Origin of the sequence: Amycolatopsis sp. NPDC098790 (assembly GCF_044759945.1) — a bacterium.
Classification (GTDB): Bacteria; Actinomycetota; Actinomycetes; order Mycobacteriales; family Pseudonocardiaceae; genus Amycolatopsis.
Genome location: NZ_JBIWAI010000002.1, coordinates 2,500,634 through 2,514,811 on the forward strand (window position 1 = coordinate 2,500,634; position 14,178 = coordinate 2,514,811).

General features: G+C 70.9%; 11 protein-coding genes. 5 read left to right on the forward strand and 6 right to left on the reverse strand.

Features of this window, described 5'->3' with window-relative positions:
- Positions 1-29: 29 nt before the first annotated feature.
- Positions 30-1,691: a peptide-N4-asparagine amidase gene (locus ACIQWX_RS25345; protein ID WP_400875914.1), complete on the reverse strand. Its 1,662-nt coding sequence runs from the start codon at positions 1,689-1,691 to the stop codon at positions 30-32.
- A 133-nt stretch (positions 1,692-1,824) separates the two neighbouring features.
- Here ACIQWX_RS25345 and ACIQWX_RS25350 point away from each other — a divergent pair, with 133 nt between their 5' ends.
- On the forward strand, positions 1,825-2,820 hold the full coding sequence (locus tag ACIQWX_RS25350) for a LacI family DNA-binding transcriptional regulator (RefSeq protein ID WP_400875662.1): 996 nt from the start codon (positions 1,825-1,827) through the stop codon (positions 2,818-2,820).
- 3 nt (positions 2,821-2,823) lie between these two features.
- Here ACIQWX_RS25350 and ACIQWX_RS25355 read toward each other — a convergent pair whose 3' ends face one another.
- The gene (locus tag ACIQWX_RS25355; RefSeq protein ID WP_400875665.1) at positions 2,824-3,678 is read right to left on the reverse strand and encodes a 1-aminocyclopropane-1-carboxylate deaminase/D-cysteine desulfhydrase; all 855 of its coding nucleotides are present in this window, start codon (positions 3,676-3,678) and stop codon (positions 2,824-2,826) included.
- Positions 3,679-3,746: 68 nt separating this feature from the next.
- On the opposite strand from ACIQWX_RS25355, the gene ACIQWX_RS25360 reads away from it, so the two are divergent.
- Positions 3,747-4,958 (forward strand): MFS transporter, encoded by a 1,212-nt coding sequence (locus tag ACIQWX_RS25360; protein ID WP_400875667.1) that lies wholly within the window; start codon positions 3,747-3,749, stop codon positions 4,956-4,958.
- A gap of 47 nt (positions 4,959-5,005) precedes the next feature.
- Here ACIQWX_RS25360 and ACIQWX_RS25365 read toward each other — a convergent pair whose 3' ends face one another.
- Genes ACIQWX_RS25365 through ACIQWX_RS25375 form a run of 3 tightly spaced genes read right to left on the reverse strand, consistent with a single transcriptional unit; the run spans position 5,006 to position 10,142 of the window.
- Positions 5,006-5,896: an ROK family protein gene (locus tag ACIQWX_RS25365; RefSeq protein WP_400875670.1), complete on the reverse strand. Its 891-nt coding sequence runs from the start codon at positions 5,894-5,896 to the stop codon at positions 5,006-5,008.
- The gene (locus tag ACIQWX_RS25370; RefSeq protein WP_400875673.1) at positions 5,893-8,715 is read right to left on the reverse strand and encodes a glycosyl hydrolase 2 galactose-binding domain-containing protein; all 2,823 of its coding nucleotides are present in this window, start codon (positions 8,713-8,715) and stop codon (positions 5,893-5,895) included. The genes ACIQWX_RS25365 and ACIQWX_RS25370 overlap by 4 nt, the downstream gene beginning before the upstream one ends.
- A complete protein-coding gene (locus ACIQWX_RS25375) occupies positions 8,712-10,142 on the reverse strand; it encodes an APC family permease (RefSeq protein WP_400875676.1) in 1,431 nt (476 codons plus the stop codon). Before ACIQWX_RS25375 ends, ACIQWX_RS25370 begins: the two co-directional genes overlap by 4 nt.
- A 138-nt stretch (positions 10,143-10,280) precedes the next feature.
- Between ACIQWX_RS25375 and ACIQWX_RS25380 the strand changes: the two genes are divergently transcribed.
- Positions 10,281-11,522 (forward strand): ROK family protein, encoded by a 1,242-nt coding sequence (locus ACIQWX_RS25380; RefSeq protein WP_400875916.1) that lies wholly within the window; start codon positions 10,281-10,283, stop codon positions 11,520-11,522.
- A 378-nt stretch (positions 11,523-11,900) separates the two neighbouring features.
- Here ACIQWX_RS25380 and ACIQWX_RS25385 read toward each other — a convergent pair whose 3' ends face one another.
- The gene (locus ACIQWX_RS25385; protein WP_400875679.1) at positions 11,901-12,131 is read right to left on the reverse strand and encodes a hypothetical protein; all 231 of its coding nucleotides are present in this window, start codon (positions 12,129-12,131) and stop codon (positions 11,901-11,903) included.
- 223 nt (positions 12,132-12,354) lie between these two features.
- Here ACIQWX_RS25385 and ACIQWX_RS25390 point away from each other — a divergent pair, with 223 nt between their 5' ends.
- Together ACIQWX_RS25390 and ACIQWX_RS25395 are read left to right on the forward strand one after the other, a co-directional pair.
- The gene (locus ACIQWX_RS25390) at positions 12,355-12,618 is read left to right on the forward strand and encodes a hypothetical protein (protein ID WP_400875681.1); all 264 of its coding nucleotides are present in this window, start codon (positions 12,355-12,357) and stop codon (positions 12,616-12,618) included.
- 70 nt (positions 12,619-12,688) lie between these two features.
- A complete protein-coding gene (locus ACIQWX_RS25395) occupies positions 12,689-14,176 on the forward strand; it encodes an MFS transporter (protein WP_400875684.1) in 1,488 nt (495 codons plus the stop codon).
- Positions 14,177-14,178 lie beyond the last annotated feature (2 nt).

A 14,178-nucleotide genomic window follows, 5' to 3' on the forward strand; every position in this document is an offset into this window, starting at 1 on the left:
CGATCGGGTGAGGCGGGGCGAGACCGGACTCACCTCCGCGGCGGGAGCTCCCGGTTCTCGGTGATCCGCCCGTGCTCGCTCGCGACGTAGTGGAAGTACGGCCGGCCGAGGTCGTCGGTGCCCGCGTACGACGTGCGCGAGCGGCCGTCCGCCTCCGTGTTGACGCCGTTCGTCCGCGCCAGCACGCCGGACGAGCTCAGCCACTCCGTCGACGCGCGGACCGGCCGCCAGTGCCGGCCGTCGCCGGTGAGGTCGCCGAGGGTCTGCGTCATCTGCGCCGCGCCGGAGATCCGCAGGTTCTGGTCGTCGGTGATGTTCGCGGTGGCGTCGGTGGTCAGCGGGTAGGACCAGGTGTGCCGGTTCGCCGCGCGCACTCGGCCGTCCACAGTGGACGTCGAAGTCTGCTGGCCCGAGTCGCCCTGCACGACGTGCTGGGTGAAGCCGCCGCCGGTGACGTCGTCGCTGTTGCGGTAGTCGCGGGTGCGCTCGACGCGGGTGTACACGCGGCCGGCGGAGGTGTCGACGTAGCCGGCGGTCACGTCGTGGCGCTTCGCCGTCACCGTCACGTTCACGCCGTCCTTGATGTCCTTCACGGTCGTCTGGCGCGCCGGCGCGGCGGCGACGTCGTGCTGGACCAGGGCGCCAGAGGTACGCGCGGCGTTTTTGTCGGTGTAGAGCATTAGCGTCGGGACGACGGTGAACTCGCCGCCGATGTCCGGGAAGGAGAAGGAGAGGTCGTGCACCGCGCCGTCCACGAGCCGGCCCGCGAACGGCGTGATGTCGTACGTTTCGGCGTGCAGGCTGAAGGTGTCGATCGCGACGATCGGCCGCCACAGCTGCGGCACGATCCCGCCGGAGTAGATGTGCGGGAAGGTGAACGCGCTGCCGGCGGGCGTCCCGTCGAGCGCGAAGTTCGCTTCGCGGTACGGGCCCTTGCCGCAGAGCCCGGCGGCCGGGTACTTCGCGCTCACTTCGTCCGGGACGTCGTCGAACCACTGCTCGTCGCAGGCGTGGCCTTCGAGGGTGACCTCGAGGTAGGCGCGGGTGATGTTGCGCGGCAGGTCCTTCGCGCTGAAGTGGACGGTGGGCGCCGCCGGGGTGGCGTCGGCGTGCCCGAACCCGGCCACGTGGTCGGGCGTCTCGGGCGCGGGGTGCTTGCGGTCGGCCTGGTAGTAAGTGAGCGTCACGGTCTGGGCGTACACACCGGTGTAGACCGGCGAGTTGTAGTTCTCGATGCCGCCGTGGAACGGCTGCGGCGTGCGCAGGAGCGCGGTGTACGGCGTGAGGTCCTTGTCGAAGTGGTAGGTGATCGGCCGGGTGCCCTCGCCGCTGGGCTCCTCCGTGGTCCCCCACCAGACTTCGGTGCCGCCGATCCGCAGGTCGCCGATCCGGTCGTACTGGCGGCCGCTGACGGTGACGGTCTGGTCCATGACGACCTTGGCCCACGGGCCGGGGCACGCCTTCGGCGGCGCGAGCGTGCCTTCGTAGTACTGGGGCGTGCCGTCGGCGGTGTTGGAGCGGAAGGCGTCGGCGAGGGTGACCGTGCAGTGCGCGGTGTCCGGCCGGGTCACCGCGGGCGCGGCCGTCACCGGGTCGTCGGTGTCGTGTTCGAGCACGGGGTCCGCCGAGGCGACCGCCCCGGAGAGCACCCACGTCAGCACCAGTGACAGGACGATCGTGAAGATCCGCACCCGGACTCCTCCCAGCGGCAGGCACACCGCGGGGAAGCCTAGTACCGCGATCATGCGACTTACGGTGGGAAACCGACGTTCTGAAACGTTTCAGTACCGTGGTAGGCTCACGCCTTCTCAGCGAGGGGGTGCGGTGGTCGGCATCAAGGACGTCGCGAAGCGGGCCGGCGTCTCGATCGGCACGGTGTCCAATGTGGTCAACCGGCCGCACGTGGTCGCCGCGGCCACCCGGAACCGGGTGCTGTCGGTCATCGAGGAGCTCGGCTACGTCCGCGACGAGTCGGCCCGGCAGCTGCGCGCCGGCCGCAGCCGGATCATGGGGCTGCTCGTGCTCGACCTCGGCAACCCCTTCTTCGTCGACGTCGCCCGCGGTGCCGAGCAGGCCGCGCACGCCGAAGGCCTCAACATCATCACCTGCAACAGCGGCCAGCGATCCGACCTCGAAGCGTCGTACCTGGCCATGTTCGCCGAGCAGCGGGTCCGCGGCGTGCTGCTGAGCCCGGTCGGGGCGTCGAGCGAGGCGCTGCGCGCGTTCCGCCGCAGCGGCACGCCGTACGTGTTCGTCGACCGCAAGGCGCCGACGTCGGAGGCGAGCTCGGTGGCTGTCGACGACATCGCGGGCGGCGCGCTCGCGGCCCGCCACCTCCTGGAGACCGGCCACCACCGCATCGCGTTCGTCAACGGCCCGGCGATCCTCGCCCAGTGCCGCGACCGCGAACAGGGCCTGCGCACGGCGCTGACGGGCGCGTCGGTGGAGCTGACGGTGCTGGAGGCGATCGGCCTCGACGTGGCCTCGGGCCGGGACGCGGGCGCCCGCCTCCTGGGCACGATCCCCCGCCCGACGGCGGTGTTCTGCGCCAACGACCTCCTCGCACTGGGCGTGCTGCAGGCGATGGTCGGCGCGGGCGTCCGCGTCCCGGACGAGATGGCGATCATCGGCTACGACGACATCGAGTTCGCGGGCGCGGCGGCGGTCCCGCTGACGTCGGTCCGCCAGCCGGCCCAGCGCCTCGGCCGCACGGCGGCGGAGCTGCTGCTGGCGGAAACCGCCGACACGACGGTCGACCGCCGGGCCGTGGTGTTCACCCCGGAGCTGGTCGTCCGCGAGTCCACCCGCGTGCGCCGGTGACCGCTACCCGGCGATGACGGCGACGATCGTCGTGCCCGGCGGGAACTCCCCGGCGCGGATGCGGTCGCGCAGGCCGAACATCATCTTGGCTTCGTAGACCCACTCGAGCCGGATGCCGTGGCACCGCTCGAACTCGTCGATGAACCCGTCGAGTTCGCGGGTCCGCCGCGCGAAGCCCCCGAAGTGGTAGCCGGTCTCCACCGACCACTCCCCCAGTTCGCGCCCGAACGCCTCGCGCTGGAACCGGGCCACGTCGGCGCTCGGGAAGTCGCCTTTCAAAGCGGAAAATCCGATCGCGCGCTGCCCGGGCCCGAGCCCGGCGGCGATCCCGGCGAGCGTCGCGCCCGTGCCGACCGCGCAGGTGACGACGTCGAACGGCCGGTCGATCTCGGCGACCAGCTCGGCGCAGCCCCGGACGCCCGCCGCGTTCGCCCCGCCTTCCGGGATCAGGAAGAACTCGCTCCACTCGCGCCGCAGCGCGGCGAGGACGTCGGGATCGGTTTTCGCGCGGTACGCCGTGCGATCGAGGTAGGTGAGCGTCATGCCGTGGCCAGCCGCCGCCCGCAGCGTGTCGTTGAGCGGCAGGTGTTCCTCGCCCCGGACGACGCCGATCGTCTCGAAGCCGAAGTGGTGCCCGGCCGCGGCGGTGGCGAGCAGGTGGTTGGAGTAGGCGCCGCCGAAGGTCAGCAGGCGGGTGGCGCCGGCCGCGTCGGAGAGGTTGTGCTTGAGCTTGCGCCACTTGTTGCCGGGCAGCTCGGGGTGGATCAGGTCGTCGCGCTTGAGGAAGACGCGCACGCCGCATTCGGAATGTCTCAGCTCGACGAGCGGGGAAGGAACGGTGAGCTGCAGCTTCGTCACGGTGTGAGCTTAAATCGTTTGAACTGCGAACGACCTTTCGGCATCATGCCGATCATGGGGTTTCGCGCGTGACCAACAGGTGGGTGCGGCTGCAGGCGGTCGCGGTGTCCGGTTCGTCCGCCGAAGGGCTGATGCTCGCCGCGCTGCCGTTGCTCGCGGTCTCCGTCACCACCGATCCGCGCGAGGTGTCGCTGGTCAACGTCGCCGGGCAGGCGCCGTGGCTGCTGCTTTCCCTCTTCGCCGGCGTGCTCATCGACCGGGTGCGGCGGACCGCCGTGCTCGCGTGGGCCTACGCCGTGCAGGTCGCCGCCGCTGTCGTGCTCGCCGCCGTCGCCTCCGCCGGGCTGCTCAGCTTGCCGGTGCTGCTGGTGGTCGCGTTCGTCGTCACGTCCGCGCAGGTGCTGGGCGATGGCGCGAGCGGCGCGCTGGTGCCCGAACTCGTCCCGCCGGACCGGCTCGCGCACGCCAACGCGCGGCTCACGGTGATCGACCGGGGTGTCGTGCAGTTCATCGTGCCGCCGCTGACGGGGTTCGTGATCGTCGCCAGCGCCGGAGCGCCCGCGTGGCTGGCCGCCGGTTGCGCGCTGGCCGCCCTGCTCATGGCGCGGCGCATCCCGTCCGAGTCGCGGACCATCGCGCGGACCCATCCGCTGCGGGACCTGTCGGCCGGGCTGCGGCACCTCGTGCGGACGCCGCTGCTGCGGTCGATCACGCTCAACGTCGCCCTCGGCTCGTTCGCCGCCAGCGCCGGCAACTCGATGTTCGTGCTGTACGCGACGCAGGAGCTGCACGTCGGCTCGGTCGGCTACGGCCTGCTGCTCGCGTGCCTGGCGTTCGGCTGGATCGCGTCGTCGTTCGTGGTGCAGAAGGTGGTCGACCGGATCGGCTACTCGTGGTCGATGCGGTTCGGGCAGAGCTTCGGCGTGGTGACGAACCTGCTGATCGCTTTGGTCCCGCCGTGGCCCCCGCTGGTCGGCGGCGTCCTGGTGCTGCTGACGGCGACGGTGCTGATCTGGAACGTGTGTTCGCAGTCGAGCCGCCAGCGCTTCACGCCGGCGCCGCTGCTCGGCCGGGTACTGACGAGCCACCGGGCGCTGGCCTGGGGGTTGACGCCGCTGGGTGCGCTGACGGGCGGTTTCGTGGCGGCGCACTGGGGTCTGCGCGCGGTGTGGGTGATGGCGGCGGTGATCCAGGGAGTGAGCGCGGTGCTCGTGTGGTTCACCCTGTCTCCCGCGGCGTTCGACCGCACCGAGCGCGAGATGGCCGAAGCGCAGGCTTGATGCCGGGTGGTGTGCCGGGTCGGGGCACCGGCACACCACCCGGACGCCTACCCGCCCAGCGCCAGCGCCACCGCGCCCAGCAGCGCCGCGTCCTGGTCGAACCGGGCCGACACCAGCTCCGGCGGGAACGGCACCGCGTGCGCCAGCCGGTCGGCCAGTGCCGGCAGCAGCACGTCCGCCGAGCGCACCAGGCCGCCGCCGACCGCGATGCGCTGCGGGTCCAGCGCGATCGCCAGGTTGGCCACGTGCATCGACAGCTCGTCCAGGGCCGCCGTCACCAGTTCCTTCGCCTCGACGTTCTCCTTGGCCAGCGCGAACAGCTCGCCCGCGGTGACCGGGCGGCCGAGCAGTTCGCTCGCCCGGCCGCCCAGCCCACGCCCACCGACGGCTTCCTCGAGCGGCGCCGCTCCGCTCGCGAAACCCTCGGTGTCCTGCGGCGAAAGCAGGTTGTACCCGATCTCGCCCGCAGCTCCGTTGGCGCCGGTCAGCAACCGCCCGCCGACCAGCACCGCCGCCGCGATGCCTGTGCCCAGCGACAGGAACACCGCCGGGTCCGCTCCCTCCAGCGCACCCCAGCGCCACTCCGCCAGCGCCGCCGCCTTCGCGTCCGTGCCCACCGAAATCGGCACGTCCGGGAACTCGGCCGCGACCAGCTCGGCCAGGTGCAGCTCCTCCCAGCCCGGGACGTTCGGCGCGAGCAGGATGCGGTCCGGCAGCACGATCCCCGGGCTGACGACACCGATGGCGGTCGGCACGGCACCCGCGTCGGCCAGGAGCGATCGCGCCCCGGCCAGCGCCCGCACCACCACCTGCTCGGCCCCCGCCTGCGCGTCGGTGTCCAGCCGGCGCGTGGCCAGCAGGGTCCCGTCGTGGTCGGCGAGCCCCAGCGCCACCTTCGTGCCGCCGAAGTCGATCCCGAGAATTTTTCCCCCGCTCACTCCGCAGCCCCTCCTGTCCCCCGGACCACGATCCGGCCCGTGTTCAACCCGTCGACGCTGATCACCGGCGCGGCGCCCCGCAGGTCGGACGCCTTGTAGGTGACGGTCAGCGTCTGCGACTGCCCCGGCCACAGCGTGATGTCGTTGTCGTCCCAGGTCGCGTTCGCGAGCTGGTTGTCGCCCGGTGCCTCACGTCCGTCCGGCGTGCCGCGGCGGACGTCGGCCCGCAGGAAGAACGCCGCCCCCGGCGTCTTCGCCGTGTTGGTCACGGTCACCGTGGAGACGAGGTCGCCGTTGCTGAACCGCGTCGACGCCACGGCGCTGACCTGCGACTTCGGCAGGTTCTGCAGGGCCTGCAGGTTGCTGTACTGCGAGAGCGTCGCCTGCGGGTTGCCCAGCGTCTTGTCCCAGTCGACGACGTCCTTCTGCGTCGAGAGCCAGTAGACGTTGCGGTCGACGACCTTCCCGCCCTGCTTCACCTGCAGCTCGACGAAGTACACCTGCGCCTTCGCGGGCGCCTTCGTCTCGGCGGGCACCTTCGGCTTCAGCACGCCGGTCTTGACGCCCTGGCTCCCCAAGGAGATCCCGCCGGCGGTCTGGTCGTCGAGGACCTTGCCCGCGGTGTCGATCACCCGTGCCTGCACCGAAAGACCGGACTGCGTGGCCGCGCCGAGGTTGTCCAGCGTGACGGACCCGTTGTCGTAGCCGTAGATCGCGTGCAGCGGCTTGTTCGCCTTCTTGGCGCCGAAGAACGCGCCGGCCTGGTCGCCGTCGTCGTTGTAGAGCGACCACAGCAGCGTCGGCCAGCCCTTGTTCAGCTGCCAGTAGACGACACCCGTCGACGGGTTGTCCTTGTCCGTCGAGTGGTGCAGGAACGCCTCGAACTGCGAGCGGGTGTTCTCGTAGTTCGCGATGTTCGCCAGGTCCACATAGGACTTCAGGGAGTTCCACTTGCCGTACCGCTGCAAGATCGACTGGTCCAAGGTGTACAGCGTGCCGAACGCGTAGCCGCCGTGGCCCGGCTCGAAGTTGGCGTGGTACTGGTTGTATTCCGGGTCCTGCCAGAGCTTCGCCTGCTCGGCGGGCGACAGGAACCGCTTGATCGAGTCCAGCGTCGGGACGGTGTGCCCGGCGCTCTGCTCGCTCGCGAAGCCCCACGACCCGCCCGCGTTGGTACGGCTGTCGTCGGAAGCGTCGAAGTGCGAGGTGTCGTACCAGTACGACGGCGGAACCCAGTCGTACGGGCCTTCCTTCTCCCCCGACTGCCCGAGCGTCGGGGTGCTCTTGTACTCCGCCGAGGCGATCACCGGCACCTGGAAGTCGGCTTCCTTGAACGCTTTCAGCGTTTCGGACTCCTGACGCGGCACCGGTTCGTTGTCGCTCCAGCCGTAGTTGAAGACGCTCGGGTGGTTCCGCTCCATCTGCGCGATGGTGTACGCGGAGTCGTGCATGATCCGGTAGTCGCGCTCGGTCAGCGTCGAGGCGTCCTCGGGCTGCCACGCGTCGCAGCAGAGGAACCCGCCGATGACGAGCAGCCCGGCGCGGTCGGCCTGGTCGTAGAAGTCCTGCGGCATGTCGTGGCCCTCGAGGCGGACGCCGGAGAGGCCCATGTTCTTGATCAGCGCGATCTGGTGCGCGGTGTCGGCCTTGTCGTAGCGCAGGAACAGGTCCGGCGCGAAACCGCCGCCGCGGAACACGAAGTCCTTGCCGTTGATGGTGAACTGCCGTGCGCCCTCGGGCAGCGGCGCGGACTTGCCGACCAGGCGCGAGGTGACCGTGCGGATGCCGAAGGTGCTCTTCGACGACGTCGACAGCACGCCACCCTGCGAGACCGCGGTGCTCAGCGTGTAGAGCGGCTGGTCGCCCATCGAGTACGGCCACCAGACCCGCGGCTTGCCGATCTTCACCGGCGCGAACGCGACGGTCCGCTTGGTGTTCGCCGGGATCGTCACGCGCTGCTTGACCACGATCGGCGCGCCCGAGGGCGGCGTGATCGTGGCGGCGACGTCGCCGGTCTGCGACGTGGCCGCGTTGTTGGTGACGTCGACCTTCACCGTCAGTTTCGAGCTGGACAGGTCGGGGGCGTTGTCCTGCACGACGTGCGCGTTGTCGCCGGTGAGCGCGTCACCCACCTGCAGCGTCGGCGGGAACTGGATGCCGGTGTTGTTGTCCGGCGGGATCTGGCCCCAGTCGACCTGGTCGAGCGTGTACATCTTGAGCGGGTCGTTGGGGTAGACCTTGATGGCAAGGGTGTTCTTGCCCGGCTTGACCAGTTTCGAGACGTCGAAGGTGTGCCCGGCGAACGCGCCGCTCACGACGTCCTTCGTGGCGACGAGCTTGCCGTTCACCCAGGCGTCGCCCTCGCCGACGATGCCCGGGATGGTCAGCTTCGCGTGCTGGCCGGCCTTGATCTCGGGGGTGAAGTCCGTGCGGTACCACCACGGGTCGGAGAACGGCTTGGTGACGACGGGGCCGAGCTTGTCGACGTACCCGAAGCACTTGCGCATGTTGTCGGAGTAGAAGACGTTCGGGCACTTGCCGTTCTGCACCAGGGCGGTGATCTCGGTGCCGGGCGCGCCCGCGTCGTCCGGCTTGACCGGCAGCCAGCCGCGGGTGGCGTACCCGGGCGTGGAGACCTTGTCTCCGCCGTCCTTGACGCTCGCGGTCGTCAGAACCTGCCAGCCCTGTGCCCCGATCGTGGTGAGGCCGTGCGGCTTCGCCGCTTCGGTCCGCGCGTCCTGCGCGGCGGCGGGTCCGGCGACGCTGAGCACGCCGGGCACGAGCAGCAGCGCGGCGAGCGCCGCGAGCTTCTTCGTCATGCCTGAGCCCCTTCGGTGTCGGTGGAGGCGAAGGCCTCCTTGATCTCCTTGGGTCCGAACGGCCAGGTGTTCTCGGCCTTGGCGTAGACCAGGTACGCGATCGCGCCGAGGGCGATCCAGCCCAGCGACAGGCCGATCGACAGCCAGGTCGCGGAAACGTAGATGTAGACCCAGCCGACCAGCGCGAGCAGCGTCGGCACCGGGTAGAGCCACTGCCGGTAGGGCCGCTTCAGGTCCGGCTGGCGGCGGCGCAGCGTCACGATCGCCGCGACCTGGGCCAGCGACTGGATGATGACCAGGGTCGCGACGGCCGCGTTGATGACGTCGGTCAGCGTGAACAGCGAGCCGATGATCGTGATGGCGCCCATGGTGAGCACGCCGGCGGTCGGCAGGTTCAGCTTCGGGTGCAGCTTGCCGAACATCGGCAGGAACACCTTGTCGCGCGCGGCTTCGAAGGGGACGCGCGAGCCGCCGAGCAGGCCGGCGAACACCGAGCCGACGGCCGCGACGACGATGAAGACGGTGACGACCTTCGCCGTCGCGGTGCCCCACGCCTGCTCGAGGACGGTCGAGGCGACCGAGGTGGCCGTCTTCAGCTCCTCGAGGGGAACCGAGCCGAGGACGCCGACCTGCAGCAGGAAGTAGAGGCTCATGATGCCGACGATCGAGAAGAGGATCGACCGCGGGAGCGTCCGGCCCGGGTTGCGGACCTCGCCGCCGAGGTAGGCCGTCGTGTTGTAGCCGAGGTAGTCGTAGATCGCGATGATCAGGCCGGCGCCGAGGCCGCCCCAGAACGTGCCCTCGCCGGCCGAGCTGAACGCGCCCGGGGTGAAGGCGAACGCCTGTGCGCCGCTGAAGTGCGTGAACGCGGCGACGACGGTGGTGAGCACCGCGATCAGCATGACCACGAACAGCACCGTCGTGAGCTTGCCGATCTGGCCGATCTTGCGGAACAGCGCGGCCACGATGACGAGCGTGATGCCGACGCCGATGATCTTGCCCAGCGGTGTCGTGCCCGCGTCGTCGGTGACGCCGGGGATGAGGTAGCCGAGGTACTGGACGAGCCCGATGATGCCGGTGGACATGATCAGCGGGATGAACAGCACCGCGCTCCACACGAACAGGAACGGCATCAGGCGGCCGGTGCGGTACTGGAACGCCTCGCGCAGGTAGAGGTAGGTGCCGCCGGCGCCCGGCATCGCGGCGCCGAGCTCGGCCCAGATCAGCCCGTCGGCCAGCGCGACGATCGCCCCGATGATCCAGCCGAACATCGCCTGCGGGCCGCCCATCGTGGCGACCATGGCCGGGATCGTGACGAACGGGCCGATCCCGCACATCTGCGTCATGTTGATCGCGGTGGCCTGCAGGGGGCCGATCTTGCGTTCAAGGGCGGGCTGCGGCTCCCCTGAACGAGTGGGTGAACTCACGACGTGCCTCCGGCTAGTAGTTAGTAAAGTTTCTTAACATAGAACGCGCGGGGTCGAAAGAGTTCCGTCGATAAACTTGCGGCAACGCGGGAGGATCCAGTGGGGCAAAACGGGCCGCAGGTCGGAACTCCGGCGAGCATGCGGGCGCTGAACCAGCGGCTCGTGCTCGACCGGCTGCGCACGCACGGCGAGGCGACGCGGCCGCAGATCGCGGCCGAGACGGGGTTGTCGAAACCCACGGTGGGACAGGCGCTCCTCGACCTCGAGCAGCACGGACTGGTCCGGACCACTGGCCGCAGCCTGTCCGGCCCGGGCCGCGCGGCGGTCGTGTACCAGGCGGCGCCCGACGCGGGGCACGTCGTCGGCGTCGACATCGGACGGCGCGCGATCCGGATCGCAGTGGCGGACCTGGAGGGCAGCATCGTCGCGCGGCTCGACGAGCCCAACCGGTACCGGTCCGCGAGCGCTTTGGTGCGCACGGTGAGCGAATCCGTCGACCGGGCGGTGGCGTCGGCGGGGCTGGCGCCGCACGACGTCGTCGCGACGGTGGTCGGCACGCCGGGTGTCCCCGACCCGGCCACCGGGACGGTCCACCGCGCGCCGAACCTCCCGGGCTGGGAGCGGCGCGGAGTGCTGCACGAACTGGTGGCGGCTTTGGCCGGCGCGGGGTCGGACGTCGTGGTGGAGAACGACGCGAACCTGTGCGCGGTGGGCGAGCACGCGCTCGGGGCGGCGCTGGGGGTGGACGTGCTGGTGTGCTTGACGGTGGGGACGGGCATCGGGATGGGGTTGCTGGTGGAGGGCCGCCTGTTCCGCGGCGCCCACGGGGCGGCGGGCGAGATCGCGGACCTGCCGTTCGATCCGTTGCCGACGGCCGCGGGGGCTTCTGTCGGGGCTTCCGCGGGGACTTCCGTGGGGGCTTCCGTGGGGGCGACTGCCGGTGCGTCTGTGGGGGCTCGCCGGCCGGGCCCGGTGGAGACCGCAGCGGCAGGACAGGCCGTCGTGGACGCGGCGCGGTCTTCGGGGTTGGCGGTGCGGTCGGCCAAGGATGTGTTCCGGTTGGCTCGGGCCGGCGACGCGCGGGCTTCGCGGGTGGTCGAGGAGGAAGCGGAGAAGCTGGCTTACGTGGTCGCGGCGGTGACGGCGGTGCTGGACCCGCGGTTGATCGTGCTGGGCGGCGGGATCGGCGGGAACGCGGACTTGCTGGCCGCCCCGATGCGGCGGGCGCTCGCGGCGACGGTGCCGGTGGTGCCGGAGATCGTGGCGGGCCAGTTGGGCGAGGACGCGGTATTGGCGGGGGCAATCGCGACGGCACTGGGAACGGCCCGGGAGCTGGTGTTCGACCGGCGCGGCCTGCGCCGGGTGGCTGGGGAGGGTTAGCGGGAGAACGACCGGTCACGTTGCGGGGAGAATGATCGGTCACCCTCAGCCGCCCGCCTCAGCAGGCAGCTATGCGACGAGTCCACGGCGCGAGAACGACCGGTCACGATCCCGGAAGAATGATCGGTCACCCTCGGCCGACCTCCGCCGAGGGCACTACCTGGTGAGACAGCTCCGGCAACCTCGGTGAGCGAGAACGACCAGTCATGCTGCAGAGAGAATGATCGGTCATCCTCGACTGACCGTCGCCGACCCTCTACCGGCGAGTTCGCGGCGGCAAATGGACGCGAGAGAACGACCCGTCCGCTCCAGGGAGAATGATCGGTCACCCTCTGCAAGCCGGAACGAGCCGGCGAGTGGGTGAACCACCTCCGCAAGTCAGTCCGACGGCCCCCGCAGCGTGAGCACCACCCGCAGCACGTGCTCGACCGCCGTCGGGAAAGGCGCGCCTCGCAACTCCCCCCGCTCCGCCAAGTTCTCTGCCGCGAACTCCAGCACCCGCTCCAGCCCGCCCCGCCGCACGACCAGCGCCGCCAGGTCCTCGAGGTCCAGGTCCGGGTGGTCCAAGCGCGTCAAGGCGAACTCGACCATCAGCTCCTCCGCCGTCATGTCCACCTCCACCCTCCATCGTAGGCGCCGCCGGCTAACACTTGATCGACCGAACTGCGAGCCCCGATGTGGTGACGCCGACCCGCGACCCCACCACCCACAGCAGGGCACCATTGGGCCGTTCGGCGGGTATTTTGGGCGATCGTGTACAGACCGCGAATACCCGGTAACCCGGACGAGCCGGTCAGTCATGATTCAGAACCCAGGCGGACGGAGGCGACCCATGGCGATGCACCGGCAGCCCACCCGAGCCGTCGTGCGGCGGCCGCGGCACGCCCTCCCCTCGCGGTGGTGGCCGCCCATGCTGCTCGCCGCCTCCATCGCCGCCGTCGTCCCCGGTGACACCGTCGGCGGCCTGCTCGTCGGGACCGGCGTGCTCGTCACCCTGACCGCGGTCGCCGCCGCGCGGCGGGTCCTGGGGCACGCCGCCGTGCACGTCGACCTCATCCTCGCCCAGGAACTGAGCGAAAACCCGCGAAGCAACTAACAGCGCCCACAAAAGCCGGTGATCGGCTTCACCCGCGTTACTGTACCGTCCAGACGGTATAGTAACGCCCATGACCTTCACTACGCCGAACTCCCGGAACACCGCTGTAAGCCGCCGGTGGGCAGCCTTGGCCGTGCTGGTCGGCGCGGTCATCCTCCTCGCCGTCGACGGCACGGTGCTCTACCTCGCCGTCCCGTCGCTCACCCGCGAACTCGCGCCGAGCGCCGTCGAAGTCCTCTGGATCGGCGACGTCTACTCGCTCGCGCTGGCCGGTCTGCTCGTCACCGCCGGCAACCTGGCCGACCGCTTCGGCCGCAAGAAGGTGCTGCTCCTCGGCACTGCCGCGTTCGGGCTGGCCTCCGCACTGGCGGCCTTCTCCCCCACCGCCGGCGTCCTCGTCGTCGCCCGGCTGCTGCTGGGCGTCGCGGGCGCGACGATCATGCCGTCGACGCTCTCCCTCATCCGCACCCTGTTCACCGACCCGCGTGAGCGCACCCGCGCCATCGCGATCTGGTCGGCCGGGTCCGGCGGCGGCATCGCGCTCGGCCCACTCGTCGGCGGGATGCTGCTCGAACACTTCTGGTGGGGCTCGGTGTTCCTGATCAACGTGCCGATCGTCGTCGTCTTCCTGGTCGCGGGCGCGTTCCTGCTGCCGGAGTCGCGCGACCCGAACCCCGGCCGCTTCGACGTGCTCTCGGCCGCCCTCTCGATGGCCGCGATCGTCCCGCTGGTCTACGCGGTCAAGCACGCCGTCAGCACCGGGATCGACGCGCAGGTCGCCGTGGCCGCCGTCGTCGGGATCGCCGCCGGCTTCCTGTTCGTGCGACGGCAGAAGCGCGCGGCCGACCCGCTGATCGACGTCACCCTGTTCCGCAACGGCGCCTTCAGCGGCGCCGTCCTCGCCAGCTTCATCGCGGTCTTCGCGCTGATGGGCCTGCTGTTCTTCTTTTCCCAGTACCTGCAACTGGTCCGCGGCTTCTCGCCCCTGCAGGCCGGCTTCGCGGAAATGCCGGCGACGCTCGCGTCGATCGTCGTCGTGGCCGCGGTCGGCGTGGTCGTCCGCCGGCTCGGCCGGGGACGCGCCGTCGCCGCGGCACTGGCCGTCGCCGCGCTGGGCCTGGCGCTGGTCGCCGTGGCCGAACGGATGCCGCAGTACTGGTGGCTCGGCCTGACGCTCGTCCCGGTCGGGCTCGGCGTCGGCCTCGCGCTGACGCTCACCGTCGACTCGGTGCTCTCCGCCGTGCCGCGCGACAAGGCGGGCTCGGCGTCCGCGATCTCCGAGACGGCGTACGAACTCGGTGCGGCACTGGGCATCGCGATCCTCGGGTCGCTCGTCACCGTGGTCTACCGCGCCTTCCTGCCGGACGGCCCGGTCCCGGCCGAGGTCCGCGATTCCCTCGCGGCGGCGGCGAACTCCCTCGACCCGGCGTCCGGCCTCGCCCACGCCGCGCGCGAAGCCTTCACCGGCGCCATGCAGGTGACGTCGCTGGCGGCCGCCGCGGTCACCGCCGTCGCCGCGGTGATCGCCTGGCGTACGATTCCGTCCGGAAAGGACTGACC

Bases quoted from the DNA above. Each gene is read 5' to 3' on its own strand.
- ACIQWX_RS25370 (WP_400875673.1), bottom strand. From the start codon at position 8,715: ATGACGAAGAAGCTCGCGGCGCTCGCCGCGCTGCTGCTCGTGCCCGGC.
- ACIQWX_RS25395 (WP_400875684.1), top strand. From the start codon at position 12,689: ATGACCTTCACTACGCCGAACTCCCGGAACACCGCTGTAAGCCGCCGG.
- ACIQWX_RS25385 (WP_400875679.1), bottom strand. From the start codon at position 12,131: ATGACGGCGGAGGAGCTGATGGTCGAGTTCGCCTTGACGCGCTTGGAC.
- ACIQWX_RS25390 (WP_400875681.1), top strand. From the start codon at position 12,355: ATGGCGATGCACCGGCAGCCCACCCGAGCCGTCGTGCGGCGGCCGCGG.
- ACIQWX_RS25380 (WP_400875916.1), top strand. From the start codon at position 10,281: ATGCGGGCGCTGAACCAGCGGCTCGTGCTCGACCGGCTGCGCACGCAC.